This window comes from Pseudomonas sp. N40(2020) (assembly GCF_014472415.1).
Classification (GTDB): domain Bacteria; phylum Pseudomonadota; class Gammaproteobacteria; order Pseudomonadales; family Pseudomonadaceae; genus Aquipseudomonas.
Window position 1 is genome coordinate 1 of sequence record NZ_JACSZV010000012.1, and the last position, 17,727, is coordinate 17,727.

The 17,727-nt window shown below is 57.9% G+C and carries 18 protein-coding genes; 9 read left to right on the top strand and 9 right to left on the bottom strand.

Annotation, left to right across the window (positions count from 1 at the left end):
• Positions 1-61 precede the first annotated feature (61 nt).
• Positions 62-490, bottom strand: a complete 429-nt coding sequence (locus IAI51_RS10300) for a rhodanese-like domain-containing protein (protein ID WP_187678381.1) — start codon at positions 488-490, stop codon at positions 62-64.
• A gap of 102 nt (positions 491-592) precedes the next feature.
• On the opposite strand from IAI51_RS10300, the gene ftrA reads away from it, so the two are divergent.
• The 4 genes from ftrA to IAI51_RS10320 all read left to right on the top strand — a co-directional run bounded on the left by ftrA (position 593) and on the right by IAI51_RS10320 (position 3,068).
• Entirely contained in the window at positions 593-1,567 is a 975-nt protein-coding gene (ftrA, locus tag IAI51_RS10305) for a transcriptional regulator FtrA (RefSeq protein WP_187678382.1), read from the top strand.
• A 390-nt stretch (positions 1,568-1,957) separates the two neighbouring features.
• Entirely contained in the window at positions 1,958-2,332 is a 375-nt protein-coding gene (locus IAI51_RS10310) for a DUF6124 family protein (RefSeq protein ID WP_187678383.1), read from the top strand.
• Positions 2,333-2,334: 2 nt separating this feature from the next.
• The gene (locus IAI51_RS10315; RefSeq protein ID WP_187678384.1) at positions 2,335-2,604 is read left to right on the top strand and encodes a hypothetical protein; all 270 of its coding nucleotides are present in this window, start codon (positions 2,335-2,337) and stop codon (positions 2,602-2,604) included.
• A gap of 152 nt (positions 2,605-2,756) precedes the next feature.
• Positions 2,757-3,068 carry a helix-turn-helix domain-containing protein gene (locus IAI51_RS10320; RefSeq protein ID WP_187678385.1) on the top strand — a complete coding sequence of 104 codons (312 nt, stop codon included), beginning with the start codon at positions 2,757-2,759 and terminating at the stop codon, positions 3,066-3,068.
• 84 nt (positions 3,069-3,152) lie between these two features.
• Here the strand turns inward: IAI51_RS10320 and IAI51_RS10325 are convergent, their stop codons facing one another.
• Positions 3,153-3,491, bottom strand: a complete 339-nt coding sequence (locus tag IAI51_RS10325; RefSeq protein WP_187678386.1) for an FKBP-type peptidyl-prolyl cis-trans isomerase — start codon at positions 3,489-3,491, stop codon at positions 3,153-3,155.
• Positions 3,492-3,655: 164 nt separating this feature from the next.
• Between IAI51_RS10325 and IAI51_RS10330 the strand changes: the two genes are divergently transcribed.
• Both IAI51_RS10330 and IAI51_RS10335 read left to right on the top strand, forming a co-directional pair.
• On the top strand, positions 3,656-4,732 hold the full coding sequence (locus tag IAI51_RS10330) for a sensor domain-containing diguanylate cyclase (protein ID WP_187678387.1): 1,077 nt from the start codon (positions 3,656-3,658) through the stop codon (positions 4,730-4,732).
• A gap of 141 nt (positions 4,733-4,873) precedes the next feature.
• A complete protein-coding gene (locus tag IAI51_RS10335) occupies positions 4,874-6,631 on the top strand; it encodes a hypothetical protein (RefSeq protein WP_187678388.1) in 1,758 nt (585 codons plus the stop codon).
• A gap of 93 nt (positions 6,632-6,724) precedes the next feature.
• On the opposite strand, the gene IAI51_RS10340 is transcribed toward IAI51_RS10335, so the two are convergent.
• Positions 6,725-7,033, bottom strand: coding sequence for an RcnB family protein (locus tag IAI51_RS10340; protein ID WP_187678389.1), 309 nt, complete (start codon positions 7,031-7,033; stop codon positions 6,725-6,727).
• Between the two features lie 428 nt (positions 7,034-7,461).
• Between IAI51_RS10340 and IAI51_RS10345 the strand changes: the two genes are divergently transcribed.
• Entirely contained in the window at positions 7,462-8,754 is a 1,293-nt protein-coding gene (locus tag IAI51_RS10345; RefSeq protein ID WP_187678390.1) for an MFS transporter, read from the top strand.
• Positions 8,755-8,766: 12 nt separating this feature from the next.
• Positions 8,767-9,534: a substrate-binding domain-containing protein gene (locus tag IAI51_RS10350; protein ID WP_187678391.1), complete on the top strand. Its 768-nt coding sequence runs from the start codon at positions 8,767-8,769 to the stop codon at positions 9,532-9,534.
• On the opposite strand, the gene IAI51_RS10355 is transcribed toward IAI51_RS10350, so the two are convergent.
• Complete coding sequence (locus IAI51_RS10355; protein WP_187678392.1) at positions 9,524-10,438, bottom strand: LysR family transcriptional regulator; 915 nt, start codon at positions 10,436-10,438, stop codon at positions 9,524-9,526. The genes IAI51_RS10350 and IAI51_RS10355 overlap by 11 nt on opposite strands.
• Before the next feature lie 127 nt (positions 10,439-10,565).
• Here IAI51_RS10355 and IAI51_RS10360 point away from each other — a divergent pair, with 127 nt between their 5' ends.
• Positions 10,566-12,374, top strand: coding sequence for a monovalent cation:proton antiporter-2 (CPA2) family protein (locus IAI51_RS10360; protein ID WP_187678393.1), 1,809 nt, complete (start codon positions 10,566-10,568; stop codon positions 12,372-12,374).
• Between the two features lie 128 nt (positions 12,375-12,502).
• Here IAI51_RS10360 and hcnC read toward each other — a convergent pair whose 3' ends face one another.
• The 5 genes from hcnC to IAI51_RS10385 form a co-directional block, all read right to left on the bottom strand.
• Entirely contained in the window at positions 12,503-13,762 is a 1,260-nt protein-coding gene (gene hcnC / locus IAI51_RS10365) for a cyanide-forming glycine dehydrogenase subunit HcnC (protein ID WP_187678394.1), read from the bottom strand.
• Positions 13,755-15,164, bottom strand: coding sequence for a cyanide-forming glycine dehydrogenase subunit HcnB (gene hcnB, locus IAI51_RS10370; protein ID WP_187678395.1), 1,410 nt, complete (start codon positions 15,162-15,164; stop codon positions 13,755-13,757). The genes hcnC and hcnB overlap by 8 nt, the downstream gene beginning before the upstream one ends.
• Positions 15,161-15,475, bottom strand: coding sequence for a (2Fe-2S)-binding protein (locus IAI51_RS10375; protein ID WP_095190222.1), 315 nt, complete (start codon positions 15,473-15,475; stop codon positions 15,161-15,163). The genes hcnB and IAI51_RS10375 overlap by 4 nt, the downstream gene beginning before the upstream one ends.
• A gap of 238 nt (positions 15,476-15,713) precedes the next feature.
• Positions 15,714-16,253, bottom strand: a complete 540-nt coding sequence (locus tag IAI51_RS10380) for a hypothetical protein (protein WP_187678396.1) — start codon at positions 16,251-16,253, stop codon at positions 15,714-15,716.
• A 226-nt stretch (positions 16,254-16,479) separates the two neighbouring features.
• The gene (locus IAI51_RS10385) at positions 16,480-17,421 is read right to left on the bottom strand and encodes a hypothetical protein (protein WP_187678397.1); all 942 of its coding nucleotides are present in this window, start codon (positions 17,419-17,421) and stop codon (positions 16,480-16,482) included.
• Positions 17,422-17,727: the final 306 nt, after the last annotated feature.

Genomic DNA, 17,727 nt, shown 5'->3' on the forward strand with positions numbered 1-17,727 from the left:
GACTTTAAGTGCAAGATCAAAAGATCGCAGCCTCCGGCAGCTCCTACACAGGGTTTGGGTTTTAGCAGTTGCAGCCGATGGGTGCCTTGGCAGCTTGCTCCACGCTTAATTCAAACCCTTCGTCCAGCCATCCGGTCACGCCGCCGATCATCTCCTTGACCGGGTAACCCAGTGCTGCCAGTTTCACCGCGGCCTTGTTGGCACCGTTGCAATGTGGGCCGGCGCAATAGACCACGAACAACGTGGTTTTCGGATAACTCGCCAGTGCTTCAGCCGTCAGCAAACGCCCCGGCATATTGATCGCGCCCGGAACATGTCCACGTTCGAATGCCAGTGGCCCGCGCACATCGACCAGCACAAAGTCGACCTCACCGGCCTCTTGGCTGCTGAATACGTCGGAACAATCGGTTTCGAAGGTCAGACGGTTGCTGAAATGCATCAGGGCAATCGCCGACGGGGCGGCAGGAATTTCGCGAACCAGACTGGTCATGGGGTGTTGCTCCTAAATCTGAACGGGTGTGGACAGACTTTATCGAGCCGCCGCTTGCCGCTACAGTGGCGTACAAGACACTGACCGGGAATTTTCCGCCAAATGCCCTTATCACCCAATCTGGTCGCGATTCTGGCCTACGACGGTCTCTGTACTTTCGAGTTCGGCATTGCCGTGGAGATCTTCGGTCTGGCCAGGCCGGAGTTCGATTTTCCTTGGTACGAGCATGCGATTGCTGCGGTCGATCAAGGGCCGATGCGCGCCATGGGCGGGATTCAGGTATTGGCCGATGGCGGTTTGGAACTGCTGGCCGAGGCCCGCACCATCATCATTCCCGGCTGGCGCGACCGTAATGCTGCGGTGCCTCCCGAATTGATCGACGCACTGCGCCAGGCCCATGCCCGGGGAGCGCGACTGTTGTCGATCTGCTCGGGGGTATTTGTGCTGGCAGCCACCGGCCTGCTCGACGGCCACGGCGCCACCACTCATTGGCGTTACACCACTGAACTGGCGCAACGCTTTCCGGCGATTGCGGTTGATCCCGATGTGCTTTATGTCGATTCGGGCCAGTTGATCACCTCGGCCGGCAGCGCGGCCGGCATTGACGCCTGCCTGCATCTGGTGGCGCGGGACTTCGGCACGCAAGTGGCCAATTCGGTGGCGCGACGACTGGTGATGTCGCCGCAGCGTACCGGCGGTCAGGCGCAATTCATTCCGACACCGGTGAGCGCGACGCCGCGCAATGACCTGTCGCGGGTGATGCAGTGGGCGCGCGAGCGCTTGCATGAACCACTGGAGGTGCGCGATCTGGCCAGTGAAGCGGCGATGAGTCAGCGCACTTTTTTACGACGGTTCAGCGAGGCCAGCGGTCAGTCGCCCAAGGCGTGGTTGCAGCATGAACGCCTGGCCCGGGCGCGAGAGTTGCTGGAAAGCACGGATCAGCACACCGAACAGATTGCCGAACGCTGTGGTTATCGGTCGGTGGAGAGTTTCCGGGTGGCGTTTCGTGGCGTGGTCGGGGTGCCGCCGTCGGTGTATCGGGAGCGGTTTGGGCGTGGGGTGAAGGTCAGTTCTTGAGTGAATTTTGAAGGCCCCATCGCGAGCCTGCTCGCGAAGAGGCCCGGTAAAACGCAGCATCATTTTGGCATCAGCCATGAGGCTACAGCGCCTTGCGCCTTTGCCTACAACTACGCCAGAATCCGCCGGCTTGTGCGGCTTGGGGGTCGCCGGTAACTTGGTTCGCGTCACTGAAGGGTCAGTGATCGGGTTTAGTCGCTCGGTGTTATCTCAAGTTCGCAAGCTGTTATTCAGTCGGGTATTTCCATGCCTGCACTCAATGGCGGCTGTGCGCAGGGCGCTTTCGAGCGCGCCGGTAAAGCTTGGGATGCCGGTCGACTAACCTGCGTATAGCTGCCACCTAATGTTTAGTCGCAAAACGGTGTCAGCCTCATTGAGGTTTCCCAGCACATGTTCAAAATAACGCCAAATCCGCCTGAAACAGGCGCGGAAATCGATCCGAATCCAACGTCCCCCTATTCCACCCCGGGCTCCAGAAAACTCCACGAAGCCGCCGAACGCGCCCTCGATCACTATCTGAAACCCACACCGCCTTCACCACCACGCAAACCCAGCACCATGTTCCTCGTTGACCCGAACACAGGCACCGAAGACCTCATGGCCCACGCCTGCGAATCCATGGCTTCGGCCAGCGTCATGCTCAGCGACTTCGCCGCCCTGCTCGACTCGCCCTACCGCAACACCGTTCTCGGTATCCAGCAAGTCGTCATGCTCGGCGAACTCGCGGTCAACCGCGCCCTCGACAAACTCGACCCGAGGCAATGACCATGACCCATAAAACAGATGCACAGGTCGTCGCGGCATTGATTGCCATGGGCTTCAACGAACGGGACAGACGTTGGGCGCAGAACGCCTGCCTGGTGCTCTTCGAAAGCGAACGAGAAACCATCGTCGCCTCCGCCGTCACCGCCCTCGCCCAACTCGATGAGCTGGAAGTCGACGCCGTGCTGCCCGCACTGCACCGTGTGACACGCCGCTTCCCATCACTGCAAAGAACCGTGGCCGACACACTGGCCGAGATGGCGCACGCGGCCTGATTGACCGCGTGATCGTTCTTCGCGAGCAAGCTCGCTCCCACATTGATCTGCGGTGTACTCAACCGCAATCAACTGTAGGAGCGAGCCTGCTCGCGAAGGCTTCCTTTCTGCTGACGAATATCTGAAAGCCAAACTCCAGGAAGGCTTAAGTCATGAAGGAACATCATCCGCGCTTCCAGCGCTATTCAAATGTCTGGGATGCACTGGAAGACACGCCGCAAGATGCCGCCAATATGCGCCTGCGGGCCAAGCTTATGCGCACGCTTTGCGAGACCATTCGAGCGTGGGAGCTGCCTCAAAAAGAAGCTGCTCAACGCTTGGACATTACTCAGCCGCGACTCAACGACGTACTCAATGGCAAAATCGACAAGTTCTCTTTGGATGCGCTGGTCAATCTGTCAGCCGCAGCAAAGCTGGAGGTAGACATCTGCTTCCCGATGGGCCAACCGCTGCAATGGGCCTGAAAGAACGCTGACCCGCCGCCAGCACGCTCAACCAAATGATGAGGGGCTTCGCCCCTCTCACGGCCAAAACGGTCCCCGCCCACCTCAATCCTCCCGTGTCAGCACTTCCAACAACTCAATCTCAAACACAAGATTCGAATGCGGCGGGATCTTGCCCATGGACCGCTCGCCATATCCCAAATGCGCCGGCACCAACAATTTGCGTTTGCCACCGACCTGCATGCCCATCAGTCCCTGATCCCAGCCCTTGATCACCCGCCCGGTACCGATCACGCACTGAAACGGTTTGCCACGGCTGTGGGAAGAATCGAACTCGGTGGCGTCTTCCAGCCAGCCGGTGTAGTGGGTGGTGATCAGCGCGCCTTTGACGACGGCTTTGCCCTCGCCCACCTCAAGATCGATTACCTGCAGTTCATCATTCATGACATTCACTCTATATGTTCGGCCGGCCGCCGTTTTCCCAGAATTGCCGGTAGTTCGCAACCCATTTACGAAGATAGGCGCTGTATCCGAACCCGTGTCAGAACTATTAAGATAGCCAACCGCCACTACTTCACGGATCGCTTCGCCATGCCGGCAGCTCCCGAATGACCCAACTCTGGATAAGTCTTGCAATCGGCACGGTGATGCTTGCCGTCATCGTCCTGCTAATCTGGCGCGAGCGCGGTTTGTGCAAGCAGCTCGACGAGTACCGTGAGCTGCTGACCCGCGCCGCCGATGGCCAGAACATTCATCAGGACGGCGACGTCGAGCGCTTCAAGCGCAGCCAGTATTTTGCGCGCATCGGCACCTGGGACTGGGAGGTCGACACCGATCGGTTGTATTGGTCGGACGCGATCTACGGCATGTTTGGCTTCAAGATCGGCGAAATCACTCCGTCCTATGCATTGTTCTGTTCCTGCGTACACCCGGACGACCGCGTCAGGGTTCGCGCCGGTGAATTGCGCTGCCTGGAAACCGGGGAAAATCACGACGAGGAGTACCGCGTGGTCTGGCGCGACGGCACGATTCGCTGGCTGAGGGAAACCGGCAATGTGGTGAAAAACGACCACGACGCAGTGATCAAAATGATGGGCGTAGTGCGCGACATCACTGAAGAAAAAGCCTCCGCCAGTTACCTCCAGCATCTAGCCCATTTCGATCCGTTGACCGGCCTGCCCAATCGTCTGGTGCTGGAGGAGCGGCTGTCGGAAGCGCTGGATCAGGCGCGCCAGAGCAGCACTCGGGTGGCGCTGGTGTTTGTCGATCTCAACGGGTTCAAAAACATCAACGACCGCTACGGTCACGCCGCTGGCGACCGCGTATTGATCACCACCGCCACACGCCTGCAACGCATCCTGCGCGCGACCGACACCGTCGCGCGTATCGGCGGCGACGAATTCGTGGTGGTACTACAAGGACTGACGCTGGGCCTTGACCTGCAGGATGAAGCCCGCAGTATCTGTCAGAAAATCTTCATCGAACTGTCCCCACCGATCAGCATCGGCAACGACCAGCGCCACATCGGAACCAGTCTGGGCGTCGCGGTGTTTCCCGATCATGCGTCGACCATGGACAGGCTTTTGCACATCGCCGATCTGGCAATGTATGAGGCCAAGCGCAGTGGGAATAATCAGTATCGGTTGGGGGGTGGGCAGACGCTAACCCCAAGCCGGGTGGAGTAATGGTTCAGTAAGGATGCATGCAAAAAATGTGTCAGGAGGATCGAAATCTCCTTCGCATTGAATCAACGCGTGTTTATGGAACTCTGCATTGAATTTTCGTATAACGGTGCAGCCAATACACTCGTGACGAGGATTCACACAATGCTTTTCAAGCAAGTCGATCCAAGCCTAATACACTTTCTTCAGAACCCCCTGAGAAACATCGAGTACCTGGATAAAACCTGCCCAGCACCCAAATGGCATACCCGATTTTTGCATCGTTCCCGTTTGTTGCGAATATTCCTGACGAGCAAGCAACTGAAGTCGTTGATAGGCTCCGAACTTTCTAAAAATCTGCGCGCGATAAAGGACTCATGTAAATCTCAACTTCAACCCAACCCGGAATTAATCGGCAGTAACAACTTCGAACTCTACATGACCACACTCAAGCAATACTTCAACGTAGAAATACCTGCAGGTTACTTCTTCAACACGACCCCGGCAGCCCAGGAATCACTGTCTTTCTACCTGACAAACACTCTATTCACCAAGCTCGAGTACACATGCAATCGTGTGACCGAGAATCTCGATCTTGATGAATCTTTCTTTTACGCAACTTTACGCCACCAGAAACTCTGGACGACTTATTATCTGAGTGAAACATATTTTTTGCTTGACCAGGGCCTTATGCGAGCAAAATACAAGCGCGGCGAACTGCTAATTGAGCCCACCCCGGCTTTGCTGCCTGGTCTTCGACAACGATGGCTCGCCGAGACTTCGGAATTTCACTCCAACATGAGCGATCGATTCTATTTGCAAAACATTGGCAGTTCAGTTATCCAAGGCAGATCGCTTTCTTTCGAAGAAAAGGAAAACCTGACTAACTATATTCTTGATAAATGTCTTTCCATCCACGTTGGCTTCATATCTCCAGTGCTTGAGAAAAACAGCAGGTACCTGTATCTCAGGGACATCGTGTTCATTGCTGCATTTCTGGAGATGCGCGTACTTCAAGGCCATCGAACTACTCATTGCGCGGCGTTCTCGGCTTATGTCAACCCCGCATCGCTGAGCTATATGACCAGTGCATTGTCCACCGAGACATTGCCGAAGGTTGACTCGGCACAGAGCTTTATTGCGGTTCGAGGTAGCGAATATATTCGTGGCGCACTGAATTTCAAGTATGGCTTGAAAAAACTGGTCGGGTTTCTACTGGGTGACACGAAAGACCCTGAAAATACGCACGACGTGAAAAGCCTGTTCGGCAAGAATTTCGAACAAGAGCACATGATCGAATACATTCGAGATATCGACGAACAAAGATACAAGGTATACAAAGGCTTCAAGTCCGGAAACAAAGCAAAAATCAAAGGTTATGACATTGACCTGGTTCTGGAGGACACGACTCATAAGATCTTCTATTTCATCCAGGCCAAATACCGCCTGAGTGCGCAACCTACATTTTTGAGCGAACAATATGAAATATTGCAGAAGTCCGATTTCAAAGCAGGGTACGTTTTACAATTACTCACCCTCAAGAACAACCTAGGAGAACCCGGTATAAAAGACAAGCTAAAGGGACTGGGACTCGCAGCCGCCACCGAAGACAACAGCCACTTCATATTGCTGCACAACTTACCATTCCTGAATTTCCACGTTCATGAAGGCGTGTGTTTTTACGAATGGAATCTGTTCCGAAATCTTCTGAAGAACGGAAAAATCTCACTCAGCCACAATCTAAACATCAAAGAAGAGTACACATTAAAGGACGAGCAACTCAAAGATCCTGAACGCATTGTTGATGCGTATTTTGGCGAAACAACTAGCGGGCGACAGAACTCAATCAATTATGAGCTGTATCGAAACACTCAAGCCACCTACCAACTAGGAGGCTTAAAAATTCGCTGTGACGTTATATAAGCAATAAGATATGAGTAATCGAATGAGGGTCAGCCTGACCACACAGGCTGACCGCTTGAGTTTTGAACAAACCGGTATTGATAAAACTGATAGTTAACGCTCGACCGGTTGCATCTCGACAATCGTCCCGTTGGTGATCATCACCATCACGTACTTGTCGTTGATTTGCACCCACTGCGCCTGTTCGACCGGTGCTTTCAAGCCTTTCTGCTTCCAGTTTTTCAACGCTTTCTCGCTGCGCTGATAAACGTCGGGAGCACGGTCATTGACCTTCAATTCACGGTCGCTGACTGGGGATTGCACGGCGGGTTCGCTTGAGGTTTGCGCCGCTTGAACAAGTGGGCTGATCCCGGCAATGCCGGCGACGAGGGCCAGGCTGGCGATTAGGGTTTTGCTGTTCATCGGTGAACCTCTTGAGATGGCTGATACCTGAACTCCGACTACTGAGATCTGGAAACATTCCTTGTTTTTCGACTGAACTGGCTGGGAGATTGTAGTCGTCACAAATGCCGCCATCGCTGGCAAGCCAGCTCCCACAGGGTTTGTGTTGTTGCAGAAACATTGAGCACCACCGCAGAAACTGTGGGAGCTGGCTTGCCAGCGATGGCGTCGGCACATTCAACATCTTCATTGACTGATAAACCGCGATCGCCAGCAGGCTGGCTCCCACAGGTTTATCAATTGCCTGAAGGGATTGATCCGCTTTGCACATCAATCCATGCCAACAATGCAATTAACATATTGTTACACCTGCGCCACCATCCGCCTCAATAAAAACCGTGCGCCGCCCTCCCGTAGCGCACGTCATAAAAGCGGTGGAGTACTTTTCTATGACAGCCTCAATCCCACACGGCGGCTCGCGGGCCGGCGCCATTTTCCGGGTGACCTCGGGCAACTTCCTCGAACAGTTCGACTTCTTTCTGTTCGGTTTCTACGCCACGCAGATCGCGGCGGTGTTCTTTCCGGCGAGCAGTGAATTCGCCTCCCTGATGATGACTTTTGCAGTGTTCGGCGCAGGCTTTTTGATGCGTCCGCTGGGGGCCATCGTGCTGGGTGCGTACATCGATGACGTCGGTCGACGCAAGGGTTTGATCGTCACCCTGTCGATCATGGCCAGCGGCACGATATTGATCGTGCTGGTGCCCGGATACGAAATCATTGGTTTGTTCGCCCCGGCGTTGGTGTTGATCGGGCGCTTGCTGCAAGGCTTCTCGGCCGGTGCAGAACTGGGCGGCGTTTCGGTTTACCTCTCCGAGATCGCCACGCCCGGTCGCAAAGGCTTTTTCACTGCTTGGCAGTCGGCCAGCCAACAAGTGGCGATCATCGTTGCCGCCGCGTTGGGCTACGCGCTGAATGCGTGGATGGCGCCAGAGGTGGTTGCCGATTGGGGCTGGCGCATTCCGTTTTTCGTCGGTTGCATGATTGTGCCGTTCATTTTTTTCCTGCGCCGGAATCTGGCGGAAACCGAAGAGTTCGCCGCACGCAAACATCGTCCGAGCATGAAAGAGGTGTTCCGCACGTTGGGTCAAAACTGGGGCGTGGTGCTCGGCGGGATGTTGATGGTCGCGCTGACCACCACGGCGTTCTACCTGATCACCGTGTACGCGCCGACCTTCGGCAAAACCGTGCTGCACCTGAGCACGTCCGATGCGTTGCTGGTGACCCTGTTGGTCGGTGTATCGAACTTCTTCTGGTTGCCGATTGGCGGCATGTTGTCCGACCGCATCGGCCGTCGTCCGGTGCTGATCGCCATGTCGCTGCTGGCGCTGGCCACGACTTACCCGGCGCTGTCCTACCTGGTGCAGGCGCCGAGCTTCAGCCACATGTTGCTGTCGTTGCTGTGGCTGTCGTTTATCTACGGCCTGTACAACGGCGCGATGATTCCGGCGCTCACCGAGATCATGCCGGTGGAAGTCCGGGTCGCCGGTTTTTCCCTGGCCTACAGCCTGGCCACGGCGATTTTCGGCGGGTTCACGCCAGCAATGTCGACTTTCCTGATCCAGTACACCGGCGACAAAGCCGCGCCGGGTTACTGGATGAGCATCGGTGCGCTGTGTGCGTTGCTCGCCACGCTGTACCTCTATCGCCGCGCGGGCGGCCGTCTGCAACCCGTTGCGGCATAAGGAGCCTTCAACATGAAAAAACTACTCAACCTCACCGCCCTCGCCCTTTTGGCTTTCAGCGCTTTGGCGCACGCCGAAGAGGTGCGGGTGATGACCTCGGGCGGCTTCACTGCTGCCTATAAAATCCTCGGGCCGAAATTTGCCGCCGCGACGGGCAACACGCTCGACACCCAGCTCGGCCCATCGATGGGCAAGGCACCGGAGGCGATCCCCAATCGTCTCGCACGCGGTGAACACGCAGACGTGGTGATCATGGTCGGCTACGCCCTCGATGAGCTGATCAAGCAAGGCAAAGTCGATCCGGCTTCGCGGGTTGAGCTAGCCGATTCGCGGATCGGCCTGGTGGTGCGCGAAGGCACACCGAAGCCAGACATCAGCAACGTCGAAGCCTTGAAGAAAACCCTGCTCGACGCGCAGTCGGTGGCCTACTCCGACAGCGCCAGCGGCGTGTACATCGAGCAACAGTTGTTCAAGAAACTCGGGATCGAAGATCAACTGAAGCCGAAGGCCAAGATGATCGCGAAAATCCCGGTGGGTTCGGTGGTCGCCACCGGTGATTATCAATTGGGCTTCCAACAGGTCAGCGAATTGTTGCCGGTGCCGGGGGTGAGTTTTGTCTCGAAGATTCCGGAATCGGTGCAGTCAGTGACGCGCTTCGCTGCCGGGATTCCGGTCGGCGCACAGCATCCAGCCGAAGCCAAAGCGTTGCTCGCCTACCTCGCCGCACCCGCCGCCCAGGCTGACGTGCAGGCTACCGGGTTGGATTCGGTCAAGCGCTGATCGTTGGCGGCTGGACTTTCATTTCCACCACCAGCCGCTCCAGCTCCAATGCCGCCGGGGTCAATGTGCGACCCCGGCGCTTGATGATGCCGACACTGCGCATCACTTGCGGATCGGTCAGCGGCACGCGCGTCAGGATCGGATGATCCGGCCCCGGCAGCGCCATCAGCGGCACAGCTGCCACACCCAACCCCGCCTCCACCAGACCAATCATCGTCGTCACATGCCGGGTTTCGCAGATGCTCTGGCGCTGCGGCACCACGCTGCTCAGCGCCTGATCAAGCAAAAAACGATTGCCCGAGGTTTTGTCCAGCGAGATGTAATCCTGCTGATAAAACTCGTCCCACGTCACGCTGCTACGCCCGGCCAACGGATGATCACGGCGGCACGCGACGACGTAGCACTCCTGCACAAGCGGCTCGAAGTCGACTTTGGCATCCTGTGTGCCCAAAAAACTCAAACCGAAATCCGCCTCGCCATTGACCACGGCGCTCAGTACATCGTGAGCGCTGGAGTCGAGCACTTTGACTTTGATCCGCGGGAATTGCCGGTGGTAATGGGCGACCACGCGCGGCATGAAGTAATACGCCGCCGAGGGTACGCAGGCGACCGTGACGTGACCCAAGCGGGTCGAAGCCACTTCGCTGATACCGAGCAACGCCACGTCGAGATCATCCAGCAAGCGCTCGACACTCGGCATGAATCCCCGTCCGGCCTGGGTCAGGCTGACCTTGCGCGTGGTGCGTTCGAACAGCTTCACACCGAGGGCGTCTTCGAGTTTCTCGATGCGTCGGCTCAGTGCTGGCTGCGACAGGCGCACGGTGTCGGCGGCCTTGCGGAAACTGCCCTGCTCGACCACCGCGCGAAAGGCTTGCAGGTCGTTGAGGTCGAAGTTGATGGCCATGGCGGAGACTCGAAAGATTGATTCGCTGAGGCTATAAATGTAACCAATTGATGCAATTTATTACAGGCTCGATGAAGATCGCCCTTATCCTTGTCACCCCCGCCGTACCGCTGTCAGGAGTCAATCAATGCCCCATGAAGGCAATCTGTTACAAGCCGCTGTCGTGTTTCTGTTCGCCGCAGTGCTCACCGTGCCCTTAGCCAAACGTCTGCAACTGGGCGCTGTGCTCGGTTATCTGTTTGCCGGGGTCATCATCGGCCCGTCGGTGCTGGGCCTGATCGGCAATCCGCAGAGCGTGGCGCATATCTCTGAGTTGGGCGTGGTGTTGCTGCTGTTCATCATCGGCCTTGAGCTGTCGCCGCGACGGTTGTGGGTGATGCGCAAATCGGTGTTTGGCGTGGGCCTGGCACAGGTGCTGTTGACCGCCTCGGTGATCGGCGTGCTGGCGTTGTCGGTCTTCGGGCAGCCGCTGAACAGTGCGATTGTGCTGGGACTCGGCCTGGCGCTGTCGTCCACCGCATTCGGCCTGCAAAGCCTGGCCGAACGCAAGGAACTGACCAGCCCCCACGGACGTCTGGCCTTCGCGATTCTGCTGTTCCAGGACATCGCCGCGATCCCGTTGATCGCGCTGGTGCCGATGCTCGCGGGTGTCGATCACCACACCAGCACCGCTGACGATGTGCGTCACAGTTTGCAGGTACTCGGCGGCATTGCCGTGGTGGTGGTCGGCGGGCGCTATCTGTTGCGTCCGGTGTTCCGCGTGGTGGCGAAAACCGGCTTGCCGGAAGTGTCGACCGCCACGGCGTTGCTGGTGGTGATCGGCACGGCGTGGTTGATGGATCTGGTCGGTGTGTCAATGGCGCTGGGGGCGTTTCTGGCCGGTTTGCTGCTGGCGGACTCAGAGTATCGCCATGAACTGGAAGCGCAGATCGAACCGTTCAAAGGCCTGCTGCTCGGGCTGTTTTTCATCAGCGTCGGCATGGGCGCCAATCTCGGTCTGTTGCTCAGTGCGCCGATCACCGTGCTCGGGCTGACGCTGCTGTTGATTGGCTTGAAGCTGCCGCTGTTGTTTTTGGTGGGGCGTCTGGCTGGCGGGCTGAACAAGATCAGCGCCATACGCCTCGGCATCGTGTTGGCAGCGGGCGGTGAGTTTGCCTTTGTGGTGTTCAAGATCGGTCGCGATCAGGGTCTGTTCGAACCGCGCTTGTACGACTTGCTGGTGCTGACCATCACTCTCTCGATGGCGGTGACGCCATTGTTGCTGTTGATCTGCGCGCGACTGGTCAGCCCCAAGGTGCAACCGGTGGAAGTACCAGAGAAATTCCGCGAGATCGACACCGACGCCCCGCGCGTGGTGATCGCCGGCATGGGGCGGATGGGCCAGATCGTTGCGCGTATTCTGCGCGCGCAGAACATCAAGTTCGTGGCACTGGACACCTCGGTGGAAACCATCGAACTGTCGCGCAGCTTCGGCGGTGTGCCGGTGTTCTACGGCGACCCGATGCGCCCGGAAATCCTCAATGCGGCCAAGGTCGGCGAGGCGGAATATTTTGTGATTGCCACGGATGATCCGGAGACCAACATCAAGACCGCCGAGATTGTCCGCAAGCTTTACCCGCACATGAAAATCATCGCCCGGGCCCGTAACCGTCAGCATGTTCACCGCTTGGTGGATGTCGGCGCTGAAGCGATTCGTGAGACCTATTACTCCAGTCTGGAAATGAGCCGACGCACGCTGGTCGGCCTCGGCCTGACCCAGGCGCAGGCCGATGCGCGAATCAAGCGCTTCAAACACCATGACGAACAGGTGCTGGAGGCACAACACGCGGTCTACGATGACGCCGCCAAAGTCCTGCAAACCGCTCAGGAAGCCCGGGCGGAACTGGCGCGGTTGTTTGAGTCGGATCAGTTGGAAGAGGAATCGCGCAAGGCCTGAGTCTTACTCAAATCCCAATGTGGGAGCGAGCCTGCTCGCGAAACTGCTGTGTCAGCCAACACTTCGACAACTGACAGATTGCCTTCGCGAGCAGGCTCGCTCCCACAGGGGATGGTGGTGGACTCAGGTCAGGCCATTTCCAGTTCGAGTTCCTGCTTGACCGGGGCAGTCTCAAACCGATCCGCCAGAAACGGCGTGATGTCCAGCGGCAACGGCTCGTCGTTGACCAGTTTGTCCAGCAACACGCCGGTAATCGCCGAGGTCAGAATCCCGGTGCGGAAGTGCCCGCAGGCATTCAGATAACCCTCCACCCCACGCATCGGCCCGAGGATCGGCAACTCATCCGGCGAGCCCGGACGCAACCCGGCCCAGGTGCGTTTCAGGTTGACGTCTTTGAGCTCCGGCAGACAACGCACCGCGCCCTGCACCAGCCCGGCGATTTCCGGGTAGGTGGTGGTGACGTCGAAGCCCTTGTCTTCGGTGGTGCTGCCGATCAGGATCTCACCGTTGTCCTTTTGCGCCACGTAGCAATCGCTGGTGGTCAGGCAGCCGTTGAGGATTTTCGGCATGCGCTCGGTCAGCAGAATCTGGCCTTTCACCGGCTTCACCGGAATGCGAATGCCGGTGGCCCACTCGCTCAAATCCGCCGCCCAGGCACCACCGGCGTTGATCAGCGTCTTGCAGTGGAACACGCCCTCCTCGGTGGTCTGTACGCCGGTCACACGCGTGCCGTGGTGCAACACGCCGGTGACGTTGGTGTTGACGAAGATGTCGACGCCATTCTGCCGCGCCCCTTCCATGTAGGCATCGGCGAGGCGGAACGGGCTGACCTGGTGATCGCAGAGAAACTCCAGCGCCCCGCGTGCTTCATGGCTGACGCTCGGTTCGGTTTCGCGCAGCGCGGCTTGATCGAGCCAGCGCACCTGATCGGCCAGATGCGGAATGCAGCCGACGATGTGCTCGGCGTAGAGCCGATCCTCGTCGTCATAAATCACGAATTTCAGCCCGGTCTTTTCGAACTTGAAATCCATGCCGTGGTTGTCTTTCAACTCACGGTGCAGCGCCGGGTACAGCGCGTTGGATTGCAAGGCGAAATCGAAAAACGACTCCGGCAGAATGTGCGGTGTGCTCGCGTCCACCGCCACTGCCGCGCCTTGGGTTTCGCGCTTGCGGTTAGCCGACATCATGCGAAAGAAAATCACCCCGCAGCCAAGCCCTACCGACTCGCCGATCGCCCACAAACCACCGGCTGAGGCGCGGGTCGCGTTGCCCGGACGTTTGGCGTCGATCAGTGCAACCTTGAGGTCTTTGCGTTTGGATAATTGATAGGCGCAGGACGCCCCGATCACACCGCCGCCGGCGATGATCACGTCGTAGAACTTACTCATGGGAAGCGGCCTCCGTGCCGACATTCTGGAACGCGGAAAAAGGAATCGGATCAATCGGGAAGCGCGGGCGCAGCCAACCGACATCCTTGCGCCCGGTGGCCTGGCGCAAACGGTCGCTGCAATAGCCGACGCACATGCGCCCCTGGCAATCGCCCATGCTCACGCGGGTACGCATTTTCAGGCTGGCGATGTCTTGCACGCCTTGCTCCAGCGCCCGGTCGATATCGGCGCGGGTCGCGTGCTCGCAGCGGCAGATCACCGTGTCGGCGGCCGGCAATGCAGTCTGGCCGACGCCACGTTCGGTGTAGCGATCCACCGCCGCGCGGAAACGCACGATGGCTTTCAGTTTGCCCAAATACCGGTCGCGGCGTACCTGCGCCAGTTCCTCTTCGAGCACACCACGTTGCAGCAGGATCGACGTCGCCGCGATTTTGCCCGCGAGCATCGCCGCTTCACCGCCGCGAATCCCGCCCATGTCACCGGCAAGATGCACGTGCGGCTCGTTGCTTTGCTGCCAGATGTTCGAATTGGCGCGCAGATAGCCGTCATCGCTGAAGCCGTGATCCAGGCCCATCTGCTGACTGAGTTGCGTGCGCGGAATGAAGCCGTAACCGACCGCCAGCGTCTTCGCTTCAAAACGCTCGACACGGGACATGTCCGGCTCCCAGGTGGCCGAGTACGGCGCGACGCTGACGCTTTTCAGCTCGCCCTCACCGTGGGCTTCGACCACGCCCCAGCCGTAGTTCATCGCGATGCCGTGCAGTTTCAGGTAGGCGAGCATGCTCAAGCCATCGAGGAACAGTTGCGGCTTATTCAGCAGCGCCAGGCTTTCGCGGGCGATCTTGCCGAACGCGCAGGCCTCATACACGCCCGCGACTTTGACGCCTGAGGCATGAAGCTGTGTCGCCACCAGCGGCAGTAACGGCCCGGTGCCGGCAATGATCACCGGCCCTTGCGGTTTGACCACGCCACTCTTGATTTGCAGTTGCAGGCCGCCAAGCAGAATCACCCCCGGCAAGGTCCAGCCAGGAAACGGCACACTGCGTTCGTGGCAACCGGCAGCCAGCAGCAATTGCGGATACTCGATCTCGTGCAGTTGCTCGTCGCCGTCCAGCACCACCAGCGCACGGGTGCCTTCGGCGCCGACCACGCGATGGTTGAGGTGCACGTCGATCAGCCCGGATTGCTCCTGGAATTCGCCGTGCAGTTTGCCCAATGCTTCGGAGTAACGCGGCCCCAGATAATCCAGCTGCACGCCGTCGCGCAACGGCCCGCGATAGACCACGCCGCCGAGTCGCGAGGCTTCTTCCAGCAGCGTACAACGTACGCCGTGGCGCGCCAGTTCGATGGCCGCCGCCATCCCAGCCGGCCCACCGCCGACGATGACCGGTTGCAGGCTCATACAACCTCCTGCGCGGCGACGCGGTTGACCTGGGTTTCAATCTGCATGCCGTCACGCACGACGGTCTGGCAGGCGCGACGCTTGTGGCGGCCGTTGATTTTCACCAGACAGCACTGGCACACGCCCATACCGCAATAGGCGCCGCTGATCTGGTCATGATCGTTGCGTGCAATCTGGCGCACACCGAGAGATTGAATAACGCTGAGGACGGTTTCTCCGATGGCGGCAGTGACCGGTTGGCCGTTGATGTGGACGGTCATATCCGCCTGCGCCAAGGGCTGGATATCGAAGGTTCGTTCTAGGCAGTGCATTGCGGTGTTCATCCGTGAAGATTCAGTTGAGGTTGTGTCAGCTCCTTGCTGCACTACGCCTCGTCGACGCATTTTTTACTGTGATTAGCGCGTCGGCGCGGGTACTTCGTCAGCGCAACAAGGTGCGCGAGAAGCACTGTAGTTCATACCTCAGCAAAGGCCTGGAACATTTACGTTAGGTGATAGCGCCAACGGAAATATTGATCCAGGCCAGTGAAACAGTCGGATTGTTAAACGATCAGTTGGAGAAAACGAACTGGCCTTTGATCTTTTTTGCGCCAATGAAACCCAGGTCAGGGAACAACAGTGTTTTCAGCCAAGCCGCGTAGCCCACTATCGCCAGGGTGATGCCAACACCGATCAGGGTCGACACCGGGTCCTCTTCATAGCCCTTGAACATGCGCGAGAGCTGGCTGATCGTCAGGATCACATAGACGGTGTAAACCGCAGCGATGTTCTTGTAGAAGCCCCACGCGAACAGCAAAGGAATACCGCCCGCCAACAGCATGATCGTCAGTGCCATGCCGGCACTGACTTCATAAAACAGGAAAAATCCGGCAAATGCGCCGATCAATGCCTGAATACAGGTCAGCACGACCAGAATCGTGACTTTGAGTGAATGGCGCTCTCTGAGAGCGGGGTCAGGCCGGCCACCAATCCATGCAGCCAATACTCGATCCTTGACCTTCCCACCCGAGAGTGCCTTGAAGGTTTCGGTCTTGGAGCGGCCGGCGTCGAGCATCTCGATCAGTTGCCGCTTGATTTCCTTCTTGTCCAACGTGCTCATCCTTAAATAACACTGAAAGCGGCCAATCCACTTTCGCTGGCGATTCTCGCCGCTGGCCCCGCAGAAAGCAAAAAGCCGCTACCACCCGAGGGTGGTAGCGGCCGAGGCAAAAGCCCCAATAGAGCAATCAGTGCACGAACAGGGCGATCAGAATAATGATCGGGATCGGTATGCCGAGGAAAAACAGCAGTAATGAGCGCATGGTGATTCTCCCTTTTTAACGGACTGGAGGCACAGTGGTGGTAGTGGTGTAGGTATCGACTTCAACGTACTCGACCGCATCCCGACGACGACCGCCGTAGGTTGCCGCGAGACTGGCGAAGAAGGCACCGGCCAGCAGCGCGATGAACATCCACAACGAGGTCAAGGCTGCAACTTTGGCGGCAGTATCGGCAGCTTGCTGGGCTTTCAGTTTGGCGTCGGCGATGGCTTTCTGGGTGCGGGCATACACTTCGTCGACACGACGCTCAGCGTCGGCCTGACTCAGGTTGGTACGTTGCGCTACCAGTTGCGCGAGGTAGGTGCGGTCTTCGGCGCTGAGCTGACCGTTGGCCAGGCTTTGGGTAAAGATTCGCGCCACTGCGCCATGTGCAGCGTCATCACTGACAGAAGCTGGACGGTCATCGCGGAACAGGTTGTCGATGTAATAACCGTACTGGTTGCTGTCAGTGTTCGCCGCTGCATTTCCGGCCGCTTGGGTCACGGCGCTTGCCGCACCACCGACCACACTGGCACCGGCCTGAACGCCACCGCTGATTACGCTGCTGACCGAACCGACCACCAGAATCGCGGTCACCAGTGTGGCCACGCACCACGCCAGGAACCCATGAGCGGTGTCGCGGAAATACACTTCGTCACCGTGCATGTTCGCCCATTTCACTCGCAGGCGACCTGCAATATAGCCACCCAGACCGGAAGCAATGATTTGCGTCGCCGCCAGCCAGACAATCGTCGTAATACCCAAGCCCTTGGCGCTGATGCCCTCACCGGCCCATGGTGAAACCGCAGAGAATCCCAAACCGAAGCCGAGCAGCACCAAAATCATCGACAGTGCGGCGGCCGCCGCCGCACCGGCGAAGATCGCACCCCAGGACACGCCTGAGACGTTGCTCGACTCTCCTTCGTAGGCAGGATAAAACCCATCAGAGGATCTATTCATTGTTGTAGTGCTCCAGGCATGAAAAATGGTGTTACAACTCGTCACACTACGAATTGCAGCGACCGTGCCAGTTGCCAGAATTAAACAATTCATTAAATTTCAATGATTTATAAAAGATGAACTTCTTAGGACGTTGCAATTTGCAAAGTGCAGCCGATTTCAGCGGGTTTTATGCATTGGCATCGATTGCAGCAGGCGTCGACATTTGCGTGTGCCATAGCCCGAAGATGAAAGTTAATTTAAAGCGCCGCGGAAAATTCTTGGCAAAATGCTGCCATTCCGTTTGAACCGATCAAGGCCTGCCCT